General features: G+C 36.1%; 12 protein-coding genes and 1 other RNA gene. All 13 read right to left on the bottom strand.

Annotated elements, in window-relative coordinates:
* Window positions 1–23: 23 nt before the first annotated feature.
* The gene (locus HMPREF1140_RS01940) at window positions 24–1,253 is read right to left on the bottom strand and encodes a hypothetical protein (RefSeq protein ID WP_009662235.1); all 1,230 of its coding nucleotides are present in this window, start codon (window positions 1,251–1,253) and stop codon (window positions 24–26) included.
* A complete protein-coding gene (locus HMPREF1140_RS01935; protein WP_242822853.1) occupies window positions 1,250–1,828 on the bottom strand; it encodes a type II secretion system F family protein in 579 nt (192 codons plus the stop codon). Before HMPREF1140_RS01935 ends, HMPREF1140_RS01940 begins: the two co-directional genes overlap by 4 nt.
* Before the next feature lie 154 nt (window positions 1,829–1,982).
* The gene (locus HMPREF1140_RS01930; protein WP_009662264.1) at window positions 1,983–3,248 is read right to left on the bottom strand and encodes a CpaF family protein; all 1,266 of its coding nucleotides are present in this window, start codon (window positions 3,246–3,248) and stop codon (window positions 1,983–1,985) included.
* Window positions 3,242–3,721 (bottom strand): prepilin peptidase, encoded by a 480-nt coding sequence (locus HMPREF1140_RS01925; RefSeq protein ID WP_009662279.1) that lies wholly within the window; start codon window positions 3,719–3,721, stop codon window positions 3,242–3,244. The genes HMPREF1140_RS01930 and HMPREF1140_RS01925 overlap by 7 nt, the downstream gene beginning before the upstream one ends.
* Window positions 3,718–4,725 (bottom strand): ATPase AAA, encoded by a 1,008-nt coding sequence (locus tag HMPREF1140_RS01920; protein ID WP_009662270.1) that lies wholly within the window; start codon window positions 4,723–4,725, stop codon window positions 3,718–3,720. The genes HMPREF1140_RS01925 and HMPREF1140_RS01920 overlap by 4 nt, the downstream gene beginning before the upstream one ends.
* A gap of 167 nt (window positions 4,726–4,892) precedes the next feature.
* Window positions 4,893–5,912, bottom strand: a complete 1,020-nt coding sequence (locus tag HMPREF1140_RS01915) for a galactose ABC transporter substrate-binding protein (protein ID WP_009662244.1) — start codon at window positions 5,910–5,912, stop codon at window positions 4,893–4,895.
* Window positions 5,913–5,927: 15 nt separating this feature from the next.
* Window positions 5,928–6,896, bottom strand: a complete 969-nt coding sequence (locus HMPREF1140_RS01910) for a hypothetical protein (RefSeq protein ID WP_009662263.1) — start codon at window positions 6,894–6,896, stop codon at window positions 5,928–5,930.
* A complete protein-coding gene (locus HMPREF1140_RS01905; protein WP_009662283.1) occupies window positions 6,883–8,673 on the bottom strand; it encodes a sensor histidine kinase in 1,791 nt (596 codons plus the stop codon). Before HMPREF1140_RS01905 ends, HMPREF1140_RS01910 begins: the two co-directional genes overlap by 14 nt.
* A 3-nt stretch (window positions 8,674–8,676) precedes the next feature.
* The gene (locus tag HMPREF1140_RS01900) at window positions 8,677–10,281 is read right to left on the bottom strand and encodes a response regulator (protein ID WP_009662239.1); all 1,605 of its coding nucleotides are present in this window, start codon (window positions 10,279–10,281) and stop codon (window positions 8,677–8,679) included.
* Between the two features lies 1 nt (window position 10,282).
* Window positions 10,283–10,720, bottom strand: a complete 438-nt coding sequence (dtd, locus tag HMPREF1140_RS01895; RefSeq protein ID WP_007594754.1) for a D-aminoacyl-tRNA deacylase — start codon at window positions 10,718–10,720, stop codon at window positions 10,283–10,285.
* 8 nt (window positions 10,721–10,728) lie between these two features.
* Complete coding sequence (gene greA, locus HMPREF1140_RS01890) at window positions 10,729–11,223, bottom strand: transcription elongation factor GreA (RefSeq protein ID WP_009662241.1); 495 nt, start codon at window positions 11,221–11,223, stop codon at window positions 10,729–10,731.
* A 57-nt stretch (window positions 11,224–11,280) separates the two neighbouring features.
* Window positions 11,281–11,457: non-coding RNA, 6S RNA (ssrS, locus tag HMPREF1140_RS13165), on the bottom strand.
* A 131-nt stretch (window positions 11,458–11,588) separates the two neighbouring features.
* Window positions 11,589–12,595 (bottom strand): MucBP domain-containing protein (locus tag HMPREF1140_RS01885; protein ID WP_009662266.1); only part of this gene is annotated, 1,007 nt, incomplete at its 5' end.

The raw sequence follows: 12,595 nt of genomic DNA, 5'->3' as shown, positions 1-12,595 counted from the left end.
AAATTCACATTGCTTTTATCAAATCAATAAAATATCAACAATGCAGGTACAATTATTATCATCATCACTATAAGTAACATCATAAAAAGCGGTAAAAGCAGCTTTGTATTTAACTCCTCGCCTTCTCTTCTTGCCAAATTTATCCTCTCATCCCATGCACTTTGTGACTCCATACTTAGGAGACTGTGCAGATTTGCAAGTCCGTTCCTTCTGTTTTGTTCTAAAAGTGATGCCAATTTCATATATTGCCTAAGGGCACAGCTCCTGCCGAAATCCTTGTATACCGTATTCTCATATATTCCGGTTTTCAGTTTTGCCAGAGCCTTTACCATTTCCTCATAGGCATATCTTCTTTCATTGTTCTCTTTACACTCATTCTCATAATCTATAACTATGCTTTCCCATGACTGTCTGACAGAAAGTCCGGCACCTATAAATACTATCAGTTTTGAAACTATATCCGGATAATCCTTCATAAGCTCCCTTTTTCTCTTTTCTGTGCTTTTTCTTTCTTTCTCCTTTTCCTGTAAATATAAAAGTATCGCTATAATTATTCCCATAATCGGAATAATATTAAAGTTAAACGCTTCACCATAGTGATATATAAGACTTTTACCGTCATAAGTATCAGGCAGAGTATAACCGTCTTTTTGAATTGATTCCTTATCGGCAATCGCTATCTTATCAATCAGCCCCTTTAAAAGCCTTTCATCATTTGATAATATTTTCGGACATACTGTTACGGGAATAATATAGCTTTCCTCGTAAGTTTCATAACTTAAGCTCACCTCTATATCAATATTTCTGTTTTCTTTGAGATTTTCATTATGTACATTTCCCAAAATATCTATAAGTTCACTCTCGCCGAAATCCCATCTTACACTGAGGCCCAAATCGCTTATTTCATTTGTCAAATTCAAATCTGAGGTAATATTTTGCAATGAAGAATTTTCACCCGGAAGTGTTAAAAGTATCTCTTCCAGACCTTTTTTTATAGCCTCCTTTGCCTCATCTTTTGAATAAGTTCTCTTTGTTACAGGTATCTCTATTCTTTGCGGCTTATCAAGTAAACCTTCAACCTCTATTTCCATCTCGGTATCATATTCATCTACCCCCGGTCTGTTGATATAATTATCTTCTACCTTATTTACTTTTAAAAAAGAATTGCAGATACCGAAAATCACAAAACTCGCTGTTATAATCAGCCAACATTTTAAATTATTTAAAAAGATTAACCTCAAATACTTTTTCATAGGCTTACCTCTATATTTAAAAGTCTCTTTGAGATATAAATCGCAAATAAATAGACTATAAGTCCTATACTCATGCAGACTCTTCCGATAATAGTTGTATACATAATATTGAAAAACCCCGGTGAGCTTATATCAATATATAAAACTATAAAAAGCGGAAATATATTCATAACGTTCTGTTCAAACCGCTTTGCAGTTGTCATGGTTATTATCTCTTCCTTTATTCTCACCTTATCACCTATAACACCAACCGTATGTGCGATAATACTTTCAAGTTCACCGCCGCTTCTTTTTGCAATCCTTAAAACCTTTGCAAAGCTTCTTATATCTTCGCTGTGACTTCTGTAGGCCAGATCGTCAAATGCCCTTTCAACACTGATATTCATATAAATAAGCTGATTTATATATTCAAATTCTTTTATTATCAGATTATCTTTAACATATAAAAGTCTTAACTCCACCAAAGCTTCCTTTACGGAGTTTTCCAATGAATATCCTGCATTTAAAAGTGATGAAAGTATCATTATCGCTTCCTTAAACTCCACTACAAGTCTGCGCTTTTTTGCTGCAATCAATTCTTTTCTTTTTAAATTGGGGTATAAAAAACAGAATGGTAAAAGACAAGAAAATATGATTATACTTTTATAGAATATATAAGAGCCTATAGCTGCTGCCAATACGGCTAAAAGGCTGTATTTTAGCCACTCCGAAACACTAAATCTGTAGCTGTTATAATCTATAGCCTGCTGCGAACAATTTTTGTTTGTTTTTAAGTTCTCCGACTTTTTTATGTACCTTTTCTTCCATATCGAACTCATAGAGCTTATTAAGCCCAATCTCCCCATTTTCATAGGGCAAAACCTCCAAAATCTCAAGCATTCTTCTTTCTCCCTCTCTGAGTCTTCCAAGATGTATCAAAATATCCAAGGCACTTGCTATCTGCGATCTGATAGCCGCCAGTGGCAGATCCGCACCGCTTAGCACCATGGTTTCAAGTCTTGAGAGCATATCCTTTGCACTGTTACCATGTCCTGTACTGAGTGAACCGTCATGTCCGGTATTCATAGCCTGCAGCATATCAAGCGCCTCTCTTCCTCTGACTTCTCCGACTATTATCCTGTCGGGATTCATTCTAAGTGACGCCCTTATAAGATCTCCTATGCCGATACTTCCGTCACCGCTTAAAGTCGCATTTTTTGTCTCAAGCCTTACTATATTTTTTATATGCATCAGCTGTAATTCCGCCGAATCCTCTATTGTAATAACTCTTTCCCCCTTTGGTATATAGCTTGAGAGTGCATTTAAAAATGTGGTTTTTCCCGAGTTTGTGCCACCTGAAATAAAAATATTATATCCTGAGCAAACCAGCATCTCCAAAAAATTTGCACATTCTTCAGATATTGTTCCGTATGATATCATTCTCTCCATACTTATAACTTCCGGAAACTTTCTGATTGTAATAATCGGACCGTCCAGAGATATTGGCGGCAATACAATATGTACTCTTGAACCGTCTGAGAGTCTGGCATCTGCAATAGGTGAAGACACATTTACAACTCTGTTCACCTTACTTACAATCTGCTGAATCATATCTTCCAAAACCTCATTACTCACAAAGCTCTTATCCCATTTCATGACTTTTCCACATTTTTCCACAAATATATCATCTTTCCCGTTTACCATTATCTCTGTAATGTCTTTGGAATCCAATAACTCCTGCAGTATATCCAGCCTTCTGAACGAATCAAAAAGAGAATTTCTTATATTTATTTTTTCTTCAAGAGGAATATAAAAAGAATGTTCCTTATGTACTATTTCACGATCTATTATTTCATATAATTCTTCATCCTCTATATTTCTGAGGTCTGAGAGCTCATCTCTTATTTCTCTTTTCAGCTGCTCATAAATGCTTTCGCCCTGATTTGCGCTCTCATCTTCACGTTTAACCACCTGTATTCTAAAAATCTCTTCATCTGTTATTTTTCTGTTTAACAAAAGCACCTCCATAATATAAAGCCTGCCAAAAAATATGGAGAAACAGGTATCAAATGCTTGTCACTTTTTCTGTATTCATAATATTTTTCAATTTTTCCGGTAGCAAGCACTCTCATACAATAGTTTATAAGCATTGTAATTCTGATTGTTAACTGATTACTGAAAATCATATAAAGTAATGCACCCGCTCCTGCCAGCACCAATGCTGTAACAGTCACATTTACCCCGTCATATGTACCTAAAAATCCTATAACCAAAGAAAACAACTTTATATCTCCGGCTCCAAAAAATCTAAGCCTGTAAAGAATTGAAAAAAATATAATTGAAATAAAAACTCTGAATACAAACTCTAAATGCAATGTATATACCCCGATAAGGAAATATCCGAAGATAATAATATTCGGAACTTTCTTCCAAAGTATATCCGTCACTGCCGCAGCAAATAACATACTGCCCACTATATAATAAATCATAGGCCCTCAGCTGTCTTTGAAACCTGTGAAAAATATTCACGCCGCTTTAATCTTGTAAAATTAAATATATCTGCGGAAATATCCTCCTTCGGCAATCTCATCTCATATATTTTGTGAATGATCTCAGCATATCCGTTTCGCCCAAGAAGTGATTTAAATTCGCTTATCTTTGTCATCTCCGGACTGTTATTCTCTCCAATCACCGGGCAGAATATCTTTTCACACATATCCAAAATCTGCATGGACCTGCGGCCTATACTTCCAAAGTCGATTACAATAATTTCAAACAGATTTGCCGAAAGAATATCATTCATAAATTTTGTAAGTTCATTATCGGATAAATAAAACAAGTCTTCGTTGTACCTTGCAGGTAGAACAATATTCAGATCCTCAACTCTACTGATACATTCTCCCAGTTTTGCAAAATTTAAATCTCCGGTTTTATAACCGTAAAAAACATCAGACAGATCTCTACTGTTTTCTTTTCTCAAAACAGAAAACAAAGAATCATATTCATCAAATGAAATAAGCAAAGAACTGTTTTCCTGCGAACAGAAGTAAGAATGAAATGCCACCGAAAGACTTGTTCTGCCACATCTGTTTATCGGAGAATAAATGCCGTAGACTTTTGTATTTTTATTACCTGCAGTAAGTCCGAAAGAATTATTACCCGAAAAAAATCCCAGCAGTTCATCAACTATTATATGTACACCGCAAAATTTGAATATTGAACAGAAAAGTTCTGAAGAACCGGTATATTTAGACTCTACCATCGCATCATCTGACAGGAGAACGACCGGAAGGCCTGTATCCATACATTCATCCACATTGTCAATATCTGTGATAAATGCCACTACCTCCATAGAAGAGCTTTCATTACTGTACATTTGGAATGAAGTGTAAGCGACCGCTTTGAAAGGAATCCTATCCTCCTTAGAAAGAAAATCAGATAATTTTAAGGCAAAGCGTATATCCGTATCAATCACCGCTATAATATGCCTCATAAAACTCCTATAGAATTATTTAAAGAAAGGTCCCCAAAACACCTGTTAGAAAGGTGTTCTAATCTTTAGACTTTAATAATAATAAAAAAGAGCATAAAAGTCAATGCTCTTTTCAATATTTCATATACAATTTATATATATAATAAATGTGAATTTTATACAAAAATTTATTTTATCCTGGGAATTTGCCCAACATCATAGGTTCTATTCTCCATTAATTTGGACTTTATATCCTCAGGCAATTCAGACTTTCCTATAGCATACATAACTATCTCTACAACAGCTTTGGCATATTCCTTTTTATCACTTTCGATAGTACCCAAAAGCTTACCTTCATTGATTGCTTCAAGGGCCTCCTTTGTTCCGTCTATACCGACAACCTTTATACCTTTTATATTATTTGCTCTCTCTATTGCATCTATGGCACCAAGTCCCATATCATCATTATTTGATATAACGAGGTCTATATTACTGTACTTATTAAGAAAGTCCTCCATAAGTGCCGATCCCTGTGCTCTTTCCCAGTTTCCTATAGCGCCGTTTAGCTTATTTATCGGAATATTATTCTCCTGCAAAGTTTTTATAACCCATTCTGTCCTTACAAGAGAATCCTGATGACTCGGTTCACCCTCCAAGAGTACATAGTTTATTACACCGTCTCCGTCTATATCTATGCTGTAAGGATTTTCATTATATGCATTTATTATTATCTTGGCCTGCTCGATTCCTGCAGCCTTAGGTCCTGCACCTACATAATAAATATTGTCCGCTCTGTTTAAATCATCATCCACCGGTTTTCTGTTAAAGAATACTATCGGTATGTTTGCACCGACCGCCGTTTCAATCATATTTGAAGCGGCAAATCTGTCAACTACATTTATAAGAAGTACATCATAGTCAAGGGATACAAATCTCTCCACCTGGTGATTTTGGGTATTTTGATTGTCTCTGGCATCCACCACCTCAAGATTTATCCTTATATCATGTTCTTTCTCATATTCCTTTACATACTCTTCAATTTCCTGTCTGACATTTGAAATAAATGTATCATCAAATCTATACAGACAAAGTCCTATCTTGATGACATTTTTCTTAGGCGATGCAACCCTGCTCATCATAGATATAAAGCCGACGACAAGAACAATTACAAAAATCGCCATGCTTATTATAAAACCATGTTTTTTCATCTTCCTCCCACAATGCTAGTCGATTGGGAACAGCTGTTTTATTATATCCTCATTTTCCAGACTTTCCTTATCCACCAGCATATTTTCCATATCGATATTTGACATATAATTTGTCTTTTTTAAGTCCGCCATAAGCATTTCCACTGCCGAATATCCTTCGTCATACTCATTTAGAGTAGCTATCGCATCTATCGTACCGTCATTTAATTTATTCAAAAAGAATGTGGTGGACCCTATACAATAAAACCCTTGTATATGTTCCTTATAAACGCTGCTTCCTCCAAGTATCTTACATATATTGTCAGTGCTTATCTTATCAAGAGAGAATATGTAGGCGTTTTTCTTACTGTGCACCAAATCTTCTATTGCCGTTCGAAACCCCTTTTCATCTCCCTCTACAAGAATTATATTAGAAGATTGTTTTGATTTCAAGAAATCTGTTTCCTTTGCCACACCTGCAAGATTCAAATCATTTACAAATACATAAACCGGTGAACTTCCGTCATACTTTTCTTCAAATGCCGCATAAAGCCTTTCAATCATATCTGTATAGTCAATATTTATAGTCCTCTTTGAGATATTTATGCTTGGATTTGCACTTCCCATCTTAACCGTGTCAAATACATCCGTATCCATTGACTTTAATACAACGACCGGTGACTTTATAAGATTGATTTTTAAATCATTTTTTGCCAGCACAATAATACCGTCGGCTCCGTTTTCCTCCTCCGACTCTATAAGCATCTTCTGACTGATATTATTTAATGTAATCAGGTTTATGTCTATATTGTATTTCTTTGCGGCATCATCCACACCCTTTTTAAGATTGGCGTATTTACTTTCATCCTCACCGTCAAGTATAAAAGATACCTGATAAACTCTCGGTGTTTCTTCTTTTAATATCAAATTTGTCTGCGAAATTACAAAGAGTAATAGAATTGATACAAACCATATTATCCATATATATATTTTATCTGTCTTCATCATTCTCTCCATATACTACAGCAGGCAAATGAATTGTAATCTTTGTACCTTCATCAGGTTCCGATTCAACTTTCAACCCGTATTCACTTCCAAAATACAGCTTTATTCTTTCATTTACATTTTTTACACCGATACCGGATCCTTTTTTACTTGGAACAAAGTCTTTACTCAGCAAAGTTTCAACCATATCTTCACTCATTCCAAGTCCGTTGTCCGTTATCGTAAAATAAAGACTGTTATCCTCTTTAAACACTTTTACATCTATCTCACCGTCACCGTCCATAAACTCCATTCCGTGATATATCGCATTTTCCACCAGGGGCTGAAGCATAAGCTTTAGCGATGAATAAGAAAGTACTTTCTCATCCACATCTATACTGTATTCAAATCTGTTTTTAAAACGCATATTCTGTATCATCAGATAGTTTCTTACATGCTCCACTTCATCTTTTACAGTGATTATATTCTTTCCTTTACTTAGTGAAATTCTAAAAAACTTGGCCAGCGCTGTTACAATATTTACGGCCTTGTCGGAATTCTCGTTTTCAATCATCCAGACAATAATATCCAAAGTATTGTATAAGAAATGCGGATTTATCTGAGACTGCAATGTATCAAACTCGCTCTTTCTCTTGGCGTTATGCTCAGCCACAAGATCCGACATCAGCACCTTTATCCTGCCAAGCATATTTTTAATTGATTTACCAAGGTGTTCCACCTCATAGGAACCGCTCGGTACTATCTCCACATCCAGATTTCCGCTCTCTATCTCTCTTACACTGCCATCCAGCCTCTTTATAGGATTTGATATCTTATCGGAAATAAAGGCATTTATCATAGCCAATAAAAATAAGAACAAATCTGCAACAAAAAGAACAAAGAATCTGAACTTGATTCCGTCTATACCAAGTGCGGCACTTGGTGTAACTCCCACAAGCTTCCAACCGGTATATCCTATTGTCCTTACATTGAGTGTAATATTTTTCCCTCTGAGATTTTCAACTGTTATTCCGTCTTTTAAAGTGGCGGCATATTTATTGTCTTCATTAAATCTTCCCGAATATATCTCATTTTGTTTCGGATGCCATATAATATCTCCCCTATCATTGGTCAAATACACATAGCCTCCGTTTCCCAAATTTACATTTGAAAATATCTCTTCAAAATACCTATAATTTAGGTTTATCAAAAGAAGTGCCTGAGTAGCCTTACCCTCATCAGTCACTTCCACCGCTCTTGAAAGGGAAATCACCCAAGAATAGCTGTTTTCATTTCTGTCAAAAAGATCTCTTATATGCGGCATGGAAAAGTTAATATACTCGCTTTCCGCCATACTTTTTTTAAAAAAATCCTTTTCCAAAACATTGATGTTATCCTTTAATCTAAGTGCCGGCATAGATTCTATAAGCTCGCCCTTTCCGGATATCAAAGCTATATCATCTATCATATTATCATTGTTGACATAGATAAGGTTCATACCCTTTTTTATATCATCATTTGATATATCGGTATTTTTGATAACATTATAATAAATGGAATCGGATACCTTCATGGCATTTCTAAGATATGAATCAACCGACTCACCGAGCTGTCCTACAATGCCTGAGTTTTCCTCAATAATGGTGGCATTTAAGCTGTTTGTAAATCTTTGAAATATTATAAGGCTTATAAGTGCTATGGCTATAATCGCTGTAACTGTAAAGTACATGAAAATAGAGCTTTGTATACTCAAATTTTTTATACTCAAGTTTTTTAAACTGAATTTCCCTTTTTCCATATACTAACCTTGCTGTCTGTACTTTGAAGGTGAAACCCCATACTTTTTCTTGAACACATAACTGAAATAATTCTGATCCGCATAACCCACCATTTCCGCTATAATATATGTCTTTTCATCTGTAGTCTTTAAAAGCTCCACAGCCTTTTGCAATCTGACATTGGTAAGGAAATTTACATAGGATATCCCCATATCCTTTTTAAAGTTTGTGGAAAACCTTGCAACGGAGACATGTAAATGTTTACAAAGTTTTTCAAGCGACAAATCCATATCCGCAAAGTTCTCTTCTATATAGACCTTTGCCTCTTCAAGTACCTTCTTTGATGTGAAGGCTCGATCTTCTCTTATCTTATGAGCAATATTTATGCTTGCCTCAAGTAACCACTCTCTGAAACCGCCTGTATCCTTTATCTTATCCAAAAGATCTATATAATCTGTAGCCGTCTTTGTAAGTACTGAAAGCTCAAGTCCGTAATCCTGCACCAGACTTATAATAATATTTATAACATTTATCATATAGGACTGATACTGACTTGAATGTACCTTAGACTCTTTAAGCTTTGAAGCTATTTTTTCCACATACTCTTCTATACTTTCATCACTTCCGAATTTTAATATATTGATATATTCCTTTGCTTCAATGTCTTCAAACTTCAACTTATCGGACTTTACAGGCTCCATATCTTTTATATAAATAACTTCTCCGCTTCCTACAATACCTCTGTATCCGAGAGCCTCCTTTGCCAGAGTATATGACCTGTGGAGATTTGTGATATCCTTTACACTGATGCCCAGACCTATGGTAAGATTTACACCTATGGCTCTGTTTACATCTCGTATTGCCTCTGTAAGTATGGACATTATATAGTTTTTTGACATCTTCTCCGGCAGTCCTGTCAATATAACTATACTGGTTTCCGAATACATGGAAAAGACCTCCGCCTGTAATTTATATTTCAGGTTTTCAAGAAGGTTCACCTTTACAGATATAGGGATAAGTTCCTTATCAACTATATGGCTGTCCATATCATCTATATGAACTGCTGCCACCATATATCTGTCTGCATTGTTTAAATTTATATCGTACTCTGACATAGCATAGTCTATCTCTGAAGCACTTATACTTCCATGTATAATACCGTTTAAAAACTGCTCCCTAAGTATAGGAATACTGGCTTGATATCCTCTTCTGAGTCTCTCAATATCTCTCTTTTTATCAAGTTCCTCATCCATGCTTTTATGTACTTTTCTCAGTATCTCAGTAAGCTCAACAGCTGAAACAGGCTTAAGCACATACTCTATTACGCCCATCTTAATGGCTTCTTTTGCATAGTCAAAATCATCAAATCCCGAAAAAATAATTGACTTTATAAGCGGATATCTTATATTTATTTCATTTATAAGCTCCAGTCCGTCCATATATGGCATTCTGATATCGGTAAATACCAGGTCCGGATTTAAGTTTTCTATTTTCTCCAGTGCTTCAACACCGTTTTCGGCATCTCCTACAACTAAAAATCCTTCCTCTTCCCAGTTGATTTTTTTTATAATGCTTTTTCTGACTTCTTCTTCATCATCCACAAGTAAAATTTTGTAAAGTTCTTTCATATTAAAGTTCCAATACTATAGTAAACGGTCCGTCATTTTCAAGGCTTACCTTCATATCTGCACCGAATACCCCACATTCTGTATGAATATCCGACTTCTTGCCAAGTTCCACCATATACTCATACAGTCTCTTTGCCTCATCCGGTGAGCCTGCACCTATAAAACTCGGTCTGTTTCCCTCTTTGCAATTTGCGAGCAGCGTAAACTGTGATACAAGTAAAAGCTCACCGCCCACATCCTTTAATGAAAGGTTTGTCTTTCCGTTTTCATCTTCAAATATTCTAAGTTTGATAAGTTTATTAAAATACTTTTCAACGATTCTTTCATCATCGTCCGCAGCTACACCTACCAGGACCAAAAGACCTTTATTTATCTTTCCTACTTCTTCGCCGTCTATTTTTACATTTGCATGATTTACTCTTTGTATTACAAGCTTCATCTTTCCTCCTAAAACGATCTTATCTCGTCTTCTTCATTGCTTATTTCTATGGACATTATTTTTACATAATATCCTCCGTCACCTACAGGCACAAGTACTCTGTCACCTTTTTTCTTACCTATTATGGCCTTACCTATCGGTGACTCTATACTGAGTCTGCCTTCCAGTGAATCTCCTCTGATTGAAGTAACTATCTTGAACTTTTCACACTCGTCATCATCTTCAAAATAAAGTTCTACAACCTTGTCAATTCCGACCTGATCTTCTTTTGTCTTATCTTCATATACATGACAGAATCTAAGCATTCTCTCCAAATAATTGATTCTGCTCTCATTCTTGTTTTTCTCTCTTTTTGCGGCATAATATTCAAAATTTTCAGATAAATCTCCATGTGCTCTGGCTTCCTTTACAGCCTCTATAAGTTTCGGTCTAAGCACAAGTTTTCTTTCTTCTATCTCAGCCTCTATCTTTTTAATATCATCTCTTGTAAGCGTCTCTGCCATAAAACCATCCATATACTTTTTTATACAAAACAAAAGAGTAGTAAAAACTACTCTTTTTTAAACCCCAAAGTGACGGCTCTGCTTATTGACGCCTAGCGAAGCTAGGTGGGTTACCTCACCTTGATATCTGCCTTCTACCTATAGAAGCTTGACATCCATCGAAGGTTATTTGGAATCCCATAAATCAAAATGTAGGTTCAAAATTGGCAAAGTTATCGCTCACCTCAGGAATTTTCTTTATATTAAAATTATAATACAAAATATATTTTTTTCAATATATTTCAATCAAAAAGTCCGGAAGTCATACAAAGTATTTCTTCCGGACCTGATTTTATCTTCCGATAACTTATGTTATCTAAATAAAACTATTCTGTTCTTCTCTTTTTGAAGATACATAGTACAGCAAGTGCACTTGACATAATCAACATCAAACCGTAAACCGGAGTTGCATCTTTGTCTTCAGTCTTTGGAACTGACAGCGCCACTCTTGTATCTGAAATGGATTTTGTTGTATCCTTGCTCAGTTGTGCCTTCTGTGGCTGTGGAGTTTTCGGCTCATCTGTTACGATTACCGGCTTCTCGATTGCATTCATTGATGTTGTATTATTGTTTACGGTTGCCTTTCCCGGTCTTACAGTTGAAGTTGTGTTTGAACCTGAACTGCCGCTTCCACCTCTGCTTGTGTTTGAGCTTGTAGCTATTGACGGTGTCGCTAAAGGTCTTGTAGGTCTTATAACTACATCCTCATCTCTTCCCGGTATTGTGATCTGGCTTGGGGTTGCCACTCTTATCGGGGTTGTAGGGGTAGTCGGTGTGGTAGGTGTTGTCGGTGTACTTGGATTTACCGGTGTTACAGGGGTTAGCGGATTAATCGGGTTTATCGGATTTATAGGGCTTGGGTTTATAGGAGTTACAGGGGTTAGCGGTCCCGGTATTACTATCACGCTTGGGTCCTTCTTATAGATGTATGTTACTTCTATTCTTCCTGAACTGAATACTCCTGTCTCTGCTCCCTGTACAAGGTATAAACTATATCCGTTTATTACCTTTGCCGCTGTTGCATATGGCAGGCCGAGGCTTCTCGTTCCGTCAAGTATTTCATCACTTTCTATCGGTATTCCTGCAGTATTTACGTAATGGGCGATTACATCTCCTGCATCTCTTCTTCTGTACACATATGTTACAGTCTGACTTCCGCTTATAAATGTTCCTGTTGCGTTACTTGGTACACTTATCAGATCGTAATTATCAAATACCTTTGAACTTGTTGTATAGTTCTCTCCAAGTTTCTCTCTTCCGTCAAGTACCTCAGGGCTCTCTAAAGGTACATTTCCGTTCTCATCTATATGCTCTACTACAACATCTCCCGCAT

This window comes from Lachnoanaerobaculum sp. ICM7 (genome assembly GCF_000287675.1).
Taxonomy (GTDB): Bacteria; Bacillota; Clostridia; order Lachnospirales; family Lachnospiraceae; genus Lachnoanaerobaculum.
This window is presented reverse-complemented; position numbering and strand designations above follow the sequence as displayed.